Source organism: Pseudomonas sp. S35, assembly GCF_009866765.1.
Classification (GTDB): domain Bacteria; phylum Pseudomonadota; class Gammaproteobacteria; order Pseudomonadales; family Pseudomonadaceae; genus Aquipseudomonas.
The window spans coordinates 5,761,445-5,775,768 of sequence record NZ_CP019431.1; the positions used below are offsets into that span (position 1 = coordinate 5,761,445).

Below are 14,324 nucleotides of genomic sequence, written 5' to 3' on the forward strand. Positions count from 1 at the left end.
AAGATCCTTCGCAGGTTCCCGTCAGAAAATCCCATGCCTTTGCCATTGATCTACCACGATGACTACAGCCCCGCGTTCCCGGAAGACCACCGGTTCCCCATGGACAAGTTCCGCCTGTTGCGCGACCACCTGGTGGACAGCGGCCTGACCGAGGACAGCCAACTGCTGCGCCCGCAGTTGTGCCCTGCCGAGATCCTGGCCCTGGCCCATGAACCTGGGTATATCGAACGCTACATGAGCGGCGAACTGTCCCGCGAAGACCAGCGCCGCCTCGGCCTGCCCTGGAGCGAAGACCTGGCCCGGCGCACGGTGCGCGCAGTGGGCGGCTCGATCCTGGCGGCAGAGCAAGCGCTGGAGCACGGCCTGGCCTGTCACCTGGCGGGCGGCACGCACCACGCGCATTACGATTACCCAGCGGGCTTTTGCATCTTCAATGACCTGGCGGTGATCAGCCATTACCTGCTGGCCAGCGGTCGGGTCAACCGCGTGCTGATCTTTGACTGCGACGTGCACCAGGGCGACGGCACCGCACGTATCCTCCATGACACGCCGGATGCCATCACCGTGTCACTGCACTGCGAAAAGAACTTCCCGGCGCGCAAGGCCCAGAGCGACTGGGACATCCCCCTGCCCATGGGCATGGGCGATGCCGATTACCTGCGCGTGGTCGACGACGCCCTCAACTACCTGCTGCCGCTCTACCAGCCCGACCTGGTGCTGTACGACGCCGGCGTCGATGTGCACAAGGATGACGCCCTCGGTTATCTCAAGCTGACAGACGAAGGCGTCGCCGCCCGCGATGAAAGCGTGATGCGCCATTGCCTGGGCCGCGACATTGCGGTGATGGGCGTGATCGGCGGCGGCTACAGCAAAGACCGCCCGGCCCTGGCCAGGCGCCACGGCATCCTGCACCACAGTGCGCAACGGGTGTGGACGTCATCAGGTTGTCATTGAGTTATGAGCGTTACCCACAATGGCTGTGGAACGGCCTGTGGATAACTTGAGTGTAAGCGTCTGAGAGCCAGCGCCTATAAGGCCTGTAGATAAGTGTACGTTTTTTGATCAGGCAGCCAGGCTGGCGTCGGGTAGAATGCTCGGCCTATTCACGTCACCGTAGCCCTGCCCATGTCTCAGACCGCACCTCACCACGTCACCATCATCGGCGGCGGCCCCGCCGGGCTGATGGCCGCCGAAGTCTTGAGCCAGGCCGGGGTGCGCGTAGAGCTGTATGACGGCATGCCGTCGGTGGGGCGCAAATTCCTGCTGGCGGGTGTGGGCGGCATGAACATCACCCACTCCGAGGCTTACCCGGCCTTTCTCTCACGCTATGCCGAACGCGCGCCGCAGTTGGCGCCGTTGCTGCGTGGGTTTGGTGCCGAGGCATTGTGCGAATGGATCCACGGCCTGGGCATCGAGACGTTTGTCGGCACCTCCGGGCGGGTATTTCCCACGGACATGAAAGCCGCCCCGCTGCTGCGCGCCTGGCTCAAGCGTTTGCGCGACCAAGGGGTGGTTATCCACACCCGGCATCGCTGGATCGGATGGGATGCCGAGGGCGGCTTAGTTATCCACAGCCCGGAAGGCGAAAAAACTATCCACAGTGATGCCGTGCTGCTGGCCTTGGGTGGCGGCAGTTGGTCGCGCCTGGGCTCCGACGGTGCCTGGCTGCAATTGCTGGAAGCCAAAGGCGTGCCTTACGTGGCGCTGCAGCCGAGCAATTGCGGCTTCGAGGTGTCGGCCTGGAGCGAATTGCTGGTGAGCAAATTCGCCGGCGCCCCGTTGAAAAACGTCGCCATTGGGCTGGGCGATGACAAACCTCGGCTCGGCGAATGTGTAATCACCGCCACCGGCATCGAGGGCAGCCTGATCTATGCGCTGTCGGCGCCGATCCGCGAGGCGATCAACCGCGACGGCTCAGCCACGGTGCATATCGATTTGCTGCCGAGCCGGCCCCTGGACAAGGTCCAGGCGGCGCTGGCCAAGCCACGCGGTTCACGTTCGATGAGCAAGCATTTGCACAGTCAGCTGGGGCTGGACGGGGTCAAGGCGGCTTTGTTGCGGGAGTTGGCGCCAGCCGATCACTTCCATGACCCGGAGCAACTGGCGGTGGATATCAAAGCCTTGCCGTTGACGCTGGTGAAGACGCGGCCGATGGACGAGGCGATCAGTACCGCAGGCGGTGTGCCGTTTGAGGCGCTGGATGAGCGACTGATGCTCAAGCAACTGCCGGGGGTGTTTTGTGCGGGGGAGATGCTGGATTGGGAAGCGCCGACCGGCGGGTACTTGCTGACGGGGTGTTTTGCCAGCGGGCGGGCGGCTGGACGGGGGATGTTGGAGTGGCTTGAGCGCTGAGATTTTTGGTGAGTTCAAAGCCGCCATCGGGGGCAAGCCCGCTCCCACATTTGACCGAGTTCCAACGTTGGAATGCTGTCGAAGTGGGAGCGGGCTTGCTCGCGAAGAGGCCATCAGCTACAGCGCAAATTACTTCTTCTTGCGCGGCCCAGTATTGAACACCGGCACCTTGCGCACCGGCTTGATCGACGGCTCCACCGGCGCCGACTCCCCACTGTCCACCCACTTACCCAGGTTGCGCTTACCGCCGCCACCGCCGGACGCCTTAGGCTTCTTCGGCTTTTTCGGCTTCTTCACCACTTGCCCGCTGGCATCGGTGTCCGGCACGCGGTGTTCCGGTTCGAAGTCCTGCTCCATCTTGCGGGTCAGCGTCTGACGGGTCAGCATCTCGATGGCCGACAGCATGTTCACTTCATCGGCGCACACCAGGGAAATCGCTTCGCCGGTGTTGCCCGCACGCCCGGTACGGCCGATACGGTGGATGTAGTCCTCGGCCACGATCGGCAGGTCGAAGTTGACCACCATCGGCAGGTCTTCGATATCCAGGCCACGGGCCGCCACGTCGGTGGCCACCAGGATCTGCACTTCGCTGCTCTTGAAGCGATCCAGCGCACGCTGGCGAGTGGCTTGGGGCTTGTCGCCGTGGATGCCGTCGGCATTGATGCCCAGGCCTTGCAACTTATCCACCAGCGCATCCACACCGTTACGGGTCTTGGCGAACACCAGCACCTGCTTCCAGCGGCCTTTGCGCATCAGGTGCACAAACAGCTCCGCCTTGCGCTTCTTGTCCACCGGCACCACCCACTGCTTCACGGTGTTGGCGGCGACGTTGCGCGGGCTGACTTCGATGCTCAGCGGGTCGTTGAGCATCTGCCCGGCCAGCGTACGGATCTCGTCGGAGAAGGTCGCAGAGAACAGAAGGGTCTGGCGCTTTTTCGGCAGCATGCGGTAGATGTTCGCCAGCTCTTCGGAGAAGCCCAGGTCGAGCATGCGGTCAGCTTCATCCAGCACCAGGGTTTGCAGTTGATTGAGCTTCAGCGCGTTCTGGCGGAACAGGTCGATCAGGCGGCCAGGGGTGGCGACCAGGATGTCGACCCCCTTGCGCAGCTTCATCATCTGCGGGTTGATGCTCACGCCGCCGTACACCGCATAAGTGGTCAACGGCAGGTTTTGCGCATATTCGGCAACGCTGGCGTGCACCTGCTCGGCCAGCTCGCGAGTCGGGCACAGGATCAGCGCACGCGCCGAGTTGGCGGCGACTTTCGGCCCTTCCATAGTCAGCAGCTGCAGCAGCGGCAAAGCGAAACCGGCGGTCTTGCCGGTGCCGGTCTGGGCCGCAGCCATCAGGTCGCGACCGGCCAGCACCGCCGGAATGGCTTGCGCCTGCACCGGCGTCGGGGTCTGGTAGCCAAGCGTCTCAAGGGCGCGCAGCAAGGGTTCGATCAGGCCAAGGGTGGCGAAAGTCATGTAGTTACCGTAGGAAAATTCAGCGCAAGGTCGCAATTGCGCCGCAGTTTACCTTATTTCCGGCTTCGGCTTGCGCCACTGGGGCAGGCTGATCAACAGCACCGCGCTGATGATCACCAGCATCGCCAAGGCTTCTTCCAGGCCGATGGTCTCGCCAATGAACACAATCCCCAGCAACACGGCCACCGCCGGGTTGACGTAGGCATAGCTGGTGGCCGCCGCCGGGCGTACGTGCTTGAGCAGGTACATATAGGCATTGAAGGCGATGATCGAGCCGAACACGGCCAGGTACGCCAGGGCCAGCCAGCCTTCCAGCGGCGGCATGGCTTGCAGGCGCTCGCCAGTGAGCGCACTGGCGATCAACAGCGTCACGCCGGCGACCAGCATTTCTGCGGCACTGGCCATTGCACCCGGCGGCAATGGCAGGCGCCGGCTCCACACCGAACCAAACGCCCACGACGCCGCCGCGAACAGCAGCAACGCGGCGCCCATCGGGCTCGATTGCAAGGTGCTGCCCATATTCAGCATGGCGATGCCGACCATCCCCAGGATCACGCCCGCCCATTCCAAGCGGGTATTGCGCGCGCCCCAAAAGTAGCCGCACAGCAAGGTAAACAGCGGCACCGTCGCTACCGCCAGCGCGGCCACGCCGGACGACACCCCGGTGTGCTCGGCCACACTCACCGCGCCGTTACCGAAGGTCAGCAGCAAAATGCCGATCTTGGCCGCCGCCTTCCACTGCTCCCAGGTCGGTGCCGGCGCCCCACGCCAGCGCAAAAAGCCATACATCGCAGCCCCCGCCAGCAAAAAGCGAATCCCGCCCAGCATCAGCGGCGGCCAATATTCAACGCCGATGCGGATCACCAGGTAGGTAGACCCCCAAATCACATATAACGCAAAAAAAGCGGCGATCAACGGTAAGGGAAAGCGACGTGTGCCAGGCATTGGGCGGCTCGAAGGCAGAAATAAGAGAGGCTTATTCTAAAAAGGCAGGCGCTTAAACATAAGTTACAAAACCTGTTTAAACCGCCCATACACTTTTCAAAGCATGGTTATGAGGGCTATAAACCATGCTTTCAAAAGCCACGCGCAACTGGAGCCTTATTATGGATAAATACGACCGCATGCTCCTCAGCGCCCTGCTCGAAGACGGCCGCGCGTCCTACGCGCAACTGGCCCGCACGGTAAACCTCTCCGCCCCCGCCGTGGCCGAGCGCGTGGCCAAGCTGGAAGCCTGCGGGGTGATCACCGGGTATCAGGCCAAGGTGGATATGTCGAAAGTGGGGTTGCCGATCCAGTGCGTGATCGAACTGCGCCTGACCAACCACGGCAGCCAGAAGGTTTACGACGCCCTGGCCGAAATCCCCGAACTGACTGAATGCCACCGGGTGACCGGCGATCCGTGCGTGATCATGCAGGCAGCAGTGGGCTCGATGCCGGAGTTGGAGAATTTGATTAACCGAATCGCGAAGTTCGGGTTCAGCAAGACCTCGATCATTTTGTCGAGCGCGATAGAGCGGCGGGTGCCGTTGGGACAGTTGGAAACCAATGGCAAAAATGGTGGCTGATCTACCGCCATCGGGGGCCGCACTGCAGATCCGAGCGTTCAACGATCAAGTCAACTATCTGCTTGATGGTAGTGATGTGATCCCAATCTTCCTGGGTCGCTTGCAAGTTGAATTGCCACTTGATCTGCATGACAAAGCAGGTCAAATCATCATCAATAATCTTGAAGTCATGGATGAAGTCTGTTTGCTCCGTGACCTGGCTTCGGTCGATGAAACCGATGATATCGACGAATAGCTGAATCACCTTTTCGCTGATCTCGGCTCTAGTCAGGCTACCTTCCATTTCTTGCCTCATAGGCGCACTTACCAATACTGATTAGATCAAAGACAGCCAACCCCGCAGCTACGAAAGGAATGCCCCGTCCAATAATGCCAAATACCCGGACGGTGCCAAACGTTGCTTTCGCCATTCTGGCCACCGTGGGTTGCCTGATCAATGTACGAGGGAAAAAGCGCATTCCAATGAGACTCGCCAAGTTCGTCGTTTTGCTAGACCCAACATGAACCCAAGTGCCCACGGCAATTTTGCTTATAGGTATGCCCGCGGCGCCAGTGAGAACCGTTGCGGCCGTCAAGCCATAGTGTTGCTGTGTACATTTCCAGAGTTCGTCAAACGTGGTGCTCGGCACCGAGTAGTCAGCATGAACGGGCTTGAGTAACTGGTAACTGGCGCCATGGGTCCAGTCTGGCGAATTAGGTAAAACCATGACTGCCGGGCAACTTATCATCGAGTTTCCCAAATGAAACGCCATGCTTGAAGTTGAGCCGAAATCGATGCCGTTGCGTTGGAGTTCAAACTGGCTTCGCATGATTGCTGTGTGAAGATCGCTTTCCTGCATGACGTAGTCCCTGTACGTAAATGACAGTCGGGATCTTAGGTCGCAGCGAAGGGCTATAGACGGGAGAAGGTAAAATCCAGAAAGGTCCGACAGGACAGCAAGGCTAAGCCTACCGACTATTCAGAAAGCAGGTAAACGCCCCCAAAAACAGCTGTTGTTTCAAGGACAGCAAGACCGATCCCTTTCATTTGCGGGACGTTTCCGAGAGAATCCCACGGCCTTGTTTCCGCTGGATCAGGTAGCTAGTCTCGCCCCGTCATCGAATGTTCGGTGGCCGGACGTGCAAGTCCGACCAAACATAGGCTTTATAGATGCCCGCAAAATCAGCGCCCATTTATTGCGAGATGGCGCTGGTCTGTTATGGCAGCTGTACGCGGGAGATCTTCGGATCTACTGGGTTTGCCTTTTGTCCCGGTCTTGCACACCCGCGTGCCGCTGCCACCCTAATCGCGTGCAAGCGAATAGACGCAGCTCCTGCTTAACAAGAGGAGTTTCACCATGGTCAAAGTCACCCCCGATCCACCCAGTTTCCTCAGCGAAGACGCCCTGCTCAATCGCCGAGCCATCGACTACTACCTCAAAGCCTGCGCCCCAGATGCCCCGCCCTTCATCCTGAACGACAACCTGAGCCTCGAAGACGCCCTCGCCCATGCGGCAGATTTGCTGCATTGCGCGGTGGGCACTGCCCACTCGTCGGGCGAGGCGATGGCTGTGCAGCAGCGGGCAGTGATGCATTTGGTGGAGATGGCGAAGGGCGTAGTGGATCGGGCGTTGGAGTGTGTGCAGCCTCGATAGCCTGACGAGCGCGGACTTCTGTGGTGAGCGGGCTTGCCCCGCGCTGGGCTGCGAAGCAGCCCTAAAACCTGCACCGCCGTTAATCCAGACATTCGGAGGTGACTTCATTGGGGGCTGCTGCGCAGCCCAGCGCGGGGCAAGCCCGCTCACTACAGCAAGCACCCTCCCACATTTTGAGCGGCGTTGTTCTATCAGAACCCGCGATGTTTTTTCAGATGCTCATTGATCTTCGCGGCTGGGACTTTCTGCAGGGTGCACAGAAAATCGTGGGACAGCTCGCGCAAGCCGTGGGTACGCCGCAGTTCCTGGGCCAGGTGCGCCGTGAGGTTGGCCGCCATTTCCGCATCCGCCAGCGCTCGGTGGGCCTGGCCGGTGTGGGGCAGTTTTGCGAATGAATTCAACGTGCCGAGCTTGTGGTTCGGCGCGGCCGGCATCAATCGGCGGGCCAGCAGCAGGGAGCAGGCGAATTTTTGCAGGCGGGTGCGGCGGATCAGGCCCAGTTCGAAGTCCCAGAACTTCTGGTCGAACGCGGCGTTGTGCGCCATCAGCGGCGTGGTGCCGACGAATTCGTTGACTTCGTTCATCACCCGTTCGGCCGGCGGGGCGCTGCGCAGCATGGCGTTGCTGATGCCGGTGAGTTGTTCGATAAAGCCCGGCACGCGCACGCCTGCATTCATCAGGCTCTGGTAGCGGTCCACGATCTGGCCACGCTCAAGGATGACCACGGCAATTTCCGTGGCCCGGCAGTGGCTGCTCGGGGTGATGCCGGTGGTTTCAAAGTCGATGACCGCTATACGTTCCAAACCTGTTCCAACTCCGTCTAAGCATTTATTTGAGCAGCAACGCGCCTTCGATCGGCACGTAGCGGCTGGCAGCACGTATCAATGAATTGGCGGTCAGCCCCGGCACGCCGTAGGCCACGGCTTGAACCCCATGCTTTTGGATGATGCGCTCGAGCAGCATGTCGAAGTCGCCGTCACCGGAGGCCAGCACCACTTCGTCGACGTGGTCGGCGGCGTCCATGATGTCGAGGGTAATGCCCACGTCCCAGTCGCCCTTGGCCGAGCCGTCGCTGCGTTGGATGTACGGCTTGAGTTTCACCGTAAAGCCCAGGTTGCGCAGGATCTGCTGGAATTGCTGCTGCTTGCTGTCGCCACGGTCGATGGCATAGGCGTACGCCTCGACGATCTGCCCGCGGGAGCTGATGTCGGCCCACAGGGCGGCGTAGTTAAAGTGGCAGCCATACGCCTGGCGGACGGTGTAATAGAGGTTTTGTACATCGGCGAACACTGCAATTTTCTTCACCGCACTTCCTCATGACAGCCAGGCGCCTGGGCCCGGAAAGGGTGCCAGTATGCCAGCCGCGAGAACGTTTCCGTGAAAAATCAGACAGGGGCGCCGCAGCGCCCCGGACCGGGTGTGTCAGACGAAGGAGTCGTCGTCGCCAAAGGAAGAGGAATCGTCGGAATAATCGCTGTCGGCGAAACTGTCCGAGGTGTTAGCGCCCCAACTGTCATTGCCGGCGAACTTCTGGTCGTCGTTGCCCCAGCCGCCTTGACCGCTGGCGGGTGCCGGTTGTTCGATGATTTCTTCGACCACCTGCGGCTGTTGGTTGTGATGGAACAGGCTGCTGATGCCTTCGGCCAGCAACACACCACCGGCCACGCCGGCGGCGGTTTTCATCGCGCCGCCGAGAAAGCCGCTGCCCATTGGCGCGGCAGCGGCCGGCTGTTGGGGCTGTTGATAGTTTTGCTGCGGCGCGGGCTGGCCGCCGAACGAAGGCCGCGTCGGTTCACGCCAGCCGCCGCCCGCATTGCCCGGAGCGCTCGGCGCCGGTTGCGCATCACGGGAACCGCCGCCGCCAAAGATGCTCGACAAGAAACCACCGCCGCTCGGCGCCGCCGGTTGCGCGGATTTGGCCCGTTGCAGTTCGTCCTGCAATTGCTGGATCTGCTGCGCCTGCTGTTTGTTCTGCGCGTCGAGACTCTTGAGTGCGTGTTCCTGCACCAGGATCGACTGGGTCATGTAGTACCCGGCTGCCGGTTGGCGAGTCATGTGCTCCTTGATCCGCGCTTCGGCCTGGGCGTCGCGGGGGGCTGAGTCCGTTTCGGCTTGTTGCAACCGTGAAAACAGTCCATCGATCAGGGTTTGCTCTTCGCTGTTCATGGCGACCTCGTTAGATTGCCGGTAGAAATTCTGGTCCCGCCTGTGGTCAGGTCAGGTGCCTTCCAGTTATGGGGGTGTTACGAGTTGTTTCAATAGTCTTTACTCAAGGTTTACGTTTGTGCCCCTCTGACCGTGATCGGTTAAAGTGTCGCCCTTGTTTCCAGGCCTGCGATGAACCTGATGAATCCGTTAGACGTATTGCGCGACTCCCTCCGTTTTACCCGCAGCAACCTGGGCGCCATCGTCCAGTTGTGCCTGCCGTTGGTGATTCTTGAAGCCTTGCTGCAACAGATACTGGACCACACGTTGGGCGCGGATGCGTTTCCCGGCTACAGCGTGGTGGTGGGGTTATTGGTGTACCCGCTGTACACCGGCGCGCTGATTCTGTTCCTCGACGCGCGCACCCGTGGCGAGTCGCCGCGCACCAAGGATGTGTGGGCGATGGCGCTGACGCTGTGGCCGCGTTTTGCGCTGCTCACGGCCATGAGCACGCTGCTGATCCTGCTGGGCCTGTCGCTGTATTTCCTGCCGGGCCTGTGGCTGATGGTGGTGCTGGCCTTCGCCGAGTACCTGCTGGTACTGCGCGGCATGCCGGCACTGGAGGCGATGAAGGAAAGTTTTCGCCTGACCCGTGGGCATTTCTGGCGGATCCTGGTGTGCCTGCTGTGCGTCATGACCCCGCTGTGGCTGCTCAAAGGCGCCAGCGTGGCGGCGTATCCCAACCCGGCGCCGCTGCTGGGGTTGGTGATGGACAGTGCCCACAGCTTCCTGCAACTGTTCACCAGCGTGGTGCTGTTCCGTTTATTCATGCTGATCGGTGGCGATGCCGACGCGCGGTGATATGCTCCGTGCCATTCCTGAAACGCTATAAGCCGAGCCGATGACCCGTTTATTGCGCATCACCTTGCTGGGCCTGCTTGTCATCGCAGGCCTGCTCACTGCCCTGATCTACAGCCTGACCTGGCGCCCTGCCGCCAAGGAAACCCTGCCGGTGAGCTGCGTCGCGCCCCGTGCGCCGACCCTGTTGCCTGGGCAGGCACTCAAGGTGATGACCTGGAACGTGCAATACCTGGCCGGCAAGAACTATGTGTTCTGGTACGACACGCCCGACGGCAGTGGCCCGGACGAACGCCCCACCGTACAAGACATGGCCGTGAGCCTGGACGAAGTGGCGCGGGTGATCCGCGATGAACAGCCCGACATCCTGCTGTTGCAGGAACTCGACGAAAACGCCAAGCCCTCCCACTACCAGGACCAATTCGCCCTGCTGCAGGAGCGCCTGGTGGACCTCTACCCCTGCAGCGCCCAGGCATTCGACTGGAAAGCCGACTTCGTGCCCGACCTGCATATCTTCGGCAGCGTCGGCCGCAAACTCGCGACCCTCAGCCGCTACCAGATCGAACACGCCGAACGCCTGCAATTGCCGGCACCGGACGCCAACATCATCCGCCGCCAATTCCAGCCCAAGCCGGCGTTGCTGCTGACCTACCTGCCGTTGAGCGATGGCGGCCAACTGGCCGTGCTCAACACCCGCCTGGACGACGACGCCCCCGGACGCAGTGCCGTGCAGGAGCAAGTGCAAGCCACCGTGAAGTTGCTGGACAAGTTCGAAGGCCGTGGCACCCCGTGGCTGATCGGCGGGGATTTCAACTTGCTACCGCTGGGGCAATTCCTGCGTTTGGATGCCGGTAAGCGTGGGCAGTATTCGCCGGACAGCGAACTGCATTTGTTGTGGGACAAATACCCGATGATCCCGAGCAACAGCCAATCCAGCGGGATAAACCGTGAGAAGTGGCTGACGTACTTCCCCAATGATCCAAGCCTGGACGGGCCGGATCGCACGGTGGATTACCTGTTCTATAGCCCGCGGATCAAGCGGGTGGAGGCAAAGGTGCGGCAGGAGGATACATTGCGTATCTCCAACCATTTGCCGGTGATTGCACGCTTCCTATTGCCTGCCGCGCAATAACCCACACCACCGCTCCCACATTTAACCTCTGTCGCGGCTACTTGCGCGGTTTTATCCGGGCAGTCGGCTCTGCGATCAACGGATCGTCCGGCCAATAATGCTTCGGATACCGCCCCTTCAAATCCTTCTTCACCTCGGCATACGTACTGCGCCAGAAGTTCGCCAGGTCCTGCGTCACCTGCACCGGCCGCCGCGCCGGGGACAAGAGATGCAACTTCACCACTTGGCGCCCACCGGCGATGCGTGGCGTATCCGCCAGCCCGAACAGTTCCTGCAAGCGCACCGCCAGAATCGGCGGCTGTTCGCTGTAGTCCAAACGCACCGACGAGCCCGATGGCACCTTCACATGCTGCGGCGCCAATTCGTCCAGGCGCTGGGGCAGCGGCCAGGGCAGCAGGTTGTGCAGGAAGCTGGAAATATCCAGGTGGGCAAAATGGCTCAGGCGCGAGACTTTGCCCAGGTAAGGCATCAGCCAGTGCTCCAGGCCGGCGAGCAAGGCCTTGTCGCTGATGTCGGGCCATTCGCTGGTTTTGCCGGTGTCCAACTGGCGCAGTAGCATCACACGGGCCTGCCATTGGCGCAGCTCGGGCGTCCACGGCAGCAGCTCCAGGCCTTTGCGCCGCACCAGGTTGACCAGCGCCTGGCTACGTGCATTTTCGTCAAGACCGGTGAGGGGCTCGCGGCTGAGCACCAGTTCGCCGACTTTGCGCTGGCGTTCGGCGCGCAACACGCCTTCGCGCTCGTCCCAGTCCAGTTGGTCGACGTTGCGCACTTGCTCGGCGAGCACCGTGTCGAACAACCCCGGATCAAAATCCGCCGCCAGGTAGATGCGCTCTTCGCGCTGGCCCTGGCGGCTGCCCAGGTCGGCGATGACCAGCCAGGCTTGTTTCATCAAGCTGTCGGCTTCGGCGAACAGCGCCGCGCGGCCATTGGCCAGGCGGTATTCGGCGCCACCGGGGCGCCGTTGCTGGGCGACGCGGTCCGGGTATGCCAGGGCCAGCAAGGCGCCGAGCCAACGTGGATGCTCGGGATCGGCCACCGGTTGCGTGGCCTTGCCTCGCAAATACCCGCGATATTGCCGCGCCAATTGCCTGGCCCGCTGCACGCCGCCTTGGGTGCCCCGCGCCCGTTCTTCGCCGGACAGCAACGCCAGACGACTGTGCAAATCCGCGCCGCCGCCGCGCAAGATATCGCGCTCACCCAACAGGGCGGCGACATCACACGCGGTGGCCGCCAGCCCCAGGTCCTGCCCACGCAGCAGCAAGTGGGCGATGCGCGGGTGGGCCGGCAGTTCGGCCATTTGCTGACCATGGGCGGTCAGTGTGTCTTCATTCAATGCGCCGAGGCGTTGCAACAAATCCTGGGCTTGGGCATAGGCGGCGGTCGGCGGCACATCCAGCCATACCAGTTGCGTCGGCGTGACGCCCCAGCGCGCCAGTTGCAAGGCCAAACCGGCCAGGTCCGCCGCGAGGATTTCCGCACTGCCATACGCGGCCAGGCCTTCATGCTGGTCCTCGGACCACAACCGATAACATACCCCCGGCTCCAGGCGCCCTGCCCGGCCAGCGCGCTGGGTGGCGCTGGCGCGGGAGATACGCTGGGTGTCGAGGCGGGTCATGCCGCTGCCGGGGTCGAAACGCGGCACCCGCGCCAACCCGGCGTCGATCACCACGCGCACGCCGTTGATGGTCAGGCTAGTCTCGGCAATGTTGGTGGCCAGTACGATTTTGCGTTTACCTGCGGGTGCCGGGTCGATGGCGGCGCGCTGGGCGTTCAAGTCCAACTCGCCATGCAGCGGGCACAACAGCACATCCGGGCGATCACCCAGCGCGTCGGCCAGTTGCTGGTGGACCCGGCGAATCTCGGCCTGCCCCGGCAGAAACACCAGCACGCTGCCGGTCTCGTCATGCACCGCTTCGAGGACGGTCTGCACCACCCGCGGCTCGATAAATTCGCCAGCCTGGTACGGCCGGCCCCAGCGCATCTGCACCGGGAACATGCGCCCCTCACTGCGCAGGATCGGCGCGTCATCCAGCAGGCTGGCCAGGCGCTCACCTTCCAGGGTCGCGGACATCAGCAGGATCTTCAGCGGTTGCTCGTCGCGAAACAGCTCGCGGCCGTTGAGGCTCAAGGCCAGCGCCAGGTCGGCGTCGAGGCTGCGTTCGTGGAACTCGTCAAAGATCAGCAGGCCTACGCCGTCCAGCGCCGGGTCGTCCTGCAGGCGGCGGGTGAGGATGCCTTCGGTGACCACTTCGATGCGCGTGTTGGGGCCGACTTTGCTGTCGAGGCGGATGCGGTAACCGACGGTTTCGCCGACCTTTTCACCCAGCTCGCTGGCCAGGCGTTCGGCGGCGGCACGAGCGGCCAGCCGCCGGGGTTCGAGCATCAGGATGGTCTGCCCGGCCAGCCAGGACTCATTGAGCAGTGCAAGGGGGACACGTGTGGTTTTACCCGCCCCTGGTGGCGCTTCAAGCACGGCGTTATCACGGGTATTCAGAGCATCGCGCAGAGCTGGCAAAACGGAATCTATGGGCAACGAGTTCATGACGACTCCAAGGCTGGTCGCGGATTGTAACGGCGAACCAGCCTTGTTCCACAACCTTAACCCGATGCGATCAAGGCCTCGGGTGCCCCTGTAATGCCAGTCACCGGCTGGTGGATGTGCATGAACAGCGCCACAACGTCCCTGACATGCTGGCGGGCCTCTTCACCGGCCATCGGTGCGCAAAAACCAATCAGAACACGAAAATACTCCCCGCCTTTCAGCAGACAAAAAAAGCACTCGGCGGCCTTCTGCGGGTCGTCAACGCGTAATCGTCCAGTGAGTGCGGCAAGTGCCAGTAGACGGCTCATTTCATTGAGCATGTGCTGCGCGCCCGCTTCATAAAACATTCGGGCAAGCCTGGGCTCCTGGGTCGCCATGGACACCACGATGCGTTGCAACTGCACCGCTTCGCGGCTGCTGATCAGTTCGTGATAATGCCCGCCGATTTTCAGCAAGACGCTTTCAATGCTCGCTTGCGGGGAAAACTCGAATAATCGCTCAGGCAACTGATCTTCGCACTTGGCGGTGATTGCCGCAGAGAACAGCGTCGCCTTGTCACAGTAGTGGCTGTAGACCGTCAATTTGGACACACCTGCCTCGGCAGCAATGGCGTCCATGCTGCT

General features: G+C 61.8%; 15 protein-coding genes. 6 read left to right on the plus strand and 9 right to left on the minus strand.

The features are described from left to right. Positions 1-33: 33 nt before the first annotated feature. Together PspS35_RS25940 and PspS35_RS25945 are read left to right on the plus strand one after the other, a co-directional pair. On the plus strand, positions 34-954 hold the full coding sequence (locus PspS35_RS25940; protein WP_159937353.1) for a histone deacetylase: 921 nt from the start codon (positions 34-36) through the stop codon (positions 952-954). 171 nt (positions 955-1,125) lie between these two features. Then, entirely contained in the window at positions 1,126-2,352 is a 1,227-nt protein-coding gene (locus PspS35_RS25945; RefSeq protein ID WP_159937354.1) for a TIGR03862 family flavoprotein, read from the plus strand. 129 nt (positions 2,353-2,481) lie between these two features. On the opposite strand, the gene PspS35_RS25950 is transcribed toward PspS35_RS25945, so the two are convergent. Together PspS35_RS25950 and yedA are read right to left on the minus strand one after the other, a co-directional pair. Next, on the minus strand, positions 2,482-3,819 hold the full coding sequence (locus tag PspS35_RS25950; RefSeq protein ID WP_159937355.1) for a DEAD/DEAH box helicase: 1,338 nt from the start codon (positions 3,817-3,819) through the stop codon (positions 2,482-2,484). A gap of 48 nt (positions 3,820-3,867) precedes the next feature. Beyond that, positions 3,868-4,764 (minus strand): drug/metabolite exporter YedA, encoded by an 897-nt coding sequence (yedA, locus tag PspS35_RS25955; RefSeq protein ID WP_122310033.1) that lies wholly within the window; start codon positions 4,762-4,764, stop codon positions 3,868-3,870. Between the two features lie 161 nt (positions 4,765-4,925). Between yedA and PspS35_RS25960 the strand changes: the two genes are divergently transcribed. Further along, complete coding sequence (locus PspS35_RS25960; protein ID WP_159937356.1) at positions 4,926-5,387, plus strand: Lrp/AsnC family transcriptional regulator; 462 nt, start codon at positions 4,926-4,928, stop codon at positions 5,385-5,387. A 1-nt stretch (position 5,388) separates the two neighbouring features. On the opposite strand, the gene PspS35_RS30475 is transcribed toward PspS35_RS25960, so the two are convergent. Together PspS35_RS30475 and PspS35_RS25970 are read right to left on the minus strand one after the other, a co-directional pair. Continuing rightward, positions 5,389-5,670, minus strand: a complete 282-nt coding sequence (locus PspS35_RS30475) for an acyl carrier protein (protein ID WP_238785937.1) — start codon at positions 5,668-5,670, stop codon at positions 5,389-5,391. Continuing rightward, positions 5,660-6,226, minus strand: a complete 567-nt coding sequence (locus PspS35_RS25970; RefSeq protein ID WP_159937358.1) for a hypothetical protein — start codon at positions 6,224-6,226, stop codon at positions 5,660-5,662. The genes PspS35_RS30475 and PspS35_RS25970 overlap by 11 nt, the downstream gene beginning before the upstream one ends. A gap of 498 nt (positions 6,227-6,724) precedes the next feature. On the opposite strand from PspS35_RS25970, the gene PspS35_RS25975 reads away from it, so the two are divergent. Beyond that, positions 6,725-7,021, plus strand: a complete 297-nt coding sequence (locus PspS35_RS25975; RefSeq protein ID WP_122310027.1) for a DUF3077 domain-containing protein — start codon at positions 6,725-6,727, stop codon at positions 7,019-7,021. A 191-nt stretch (positions 7,022-7,212) separates the two neighbouring features. Here the strand turns inward: PspS35_RS25975 and PspS35_RS25980 are convergent, their stop codons facing one another. The 3 genes from PspS35_RS25980 to PspS35_RS25990 all read right to left on the minus strand — a co-directional run bounded on the left by PspS35_RS25980 (position 7,213) and on the right by PspS35_RS25990 (position 9,187). Next, positions 7,213-7,824 (minus strand): 3'-5' exonuclease, encoded by a 612-nt coding sequence (locus tag PspS35_RS25980; RefSeq protein WP_099584701.1) that lies wholly within the window; start codon positions 7,822-7,824, stop codon positions 7,213-7,215. Between the two features lie 25 nt (positions 7,825-7,849). Continuing rightward, the gene (locus PspS35_RS25985) at positions 7,850-8,326 is read right to left on the minus strand and encodes an NYN domain-containing protein (protein WP_159937359.1); all 477 of its coding nucleotides are present in this window, start codon (positions 8,324-8,326) and stop codon (positions 7,850-7,852) included. 117 nt (positions 8,327-8,443) lie between these two features. Further along, the gene (locus PspS35_RS25990) at positions 8,444-9,187 is read right to left on the minus strand and encodes a DUF2076 domain-containing protein (protein WP_159937360.1); all 744 of its coding nucleotides are present in this window, start codon (positions 9,185-9,187) and stop codon (positions 8,444-8,446) included. A 180-nt stretch (positions 9,188-9,367) separates the two neighbouring features. Here PspS35_RS25990 and PspS35_RS25995 point away from each other — a divergent pair, with 180 nt between their 5' ends. Further along, a complete protein-coding gene (locus tag PspS35_RS25995; RefSeq protein ID WP_159937361.1) occupies positions 9,368-10,027 on the plus strand; it encodes a YciC family protein in 660 nt (219 codons plus the stop codon). 40 nt (positions 10,028-10,067) lie between these two features. Then, positions 10,068-11,156: an endonuclease/exonuclease/phosphatase family protein gene (locus PspS35_RS26000; RefSeq protein ID WP_159937362.1), complete on the plus strand. Its 1,089-nt coding sequence runs from the start codon at positions 10,068-10,070 to the stop codon at positions 11,154-11,156. Between the two features lie 37 nt (positions 11,157-11,193). On the opposite strand, the gene hrpB is transcribed toward PspS35_RS26000, so the two are convergent. Then, complete coding sequence (gene hrpB / locus PspS35_RS26005) at positions 11,194-13,701, minus strand: ATP-dependent helicase HrpB (RefSeq protein WP_159937363.1); 2,508 nt, start codon at positions 13,699-13,701, stop codon at positions 11,194-11,196. Between the two features lie 56 nt (positions 13,702-13,757). After that, positions 13,758-14,318: a TetR/AcrR family transcriptional regulator gene (locus PspS35_RS26010; RefSeq protein ID WP_159937364.1), complete on the minus strand. Its 561-nt coding sequence runs from the start codon at positions 14,316-14,318 to the stop codon at positions 13,758-13,760. Positions 14,319-14,324 lie beyond the last annotated feature (6 nt).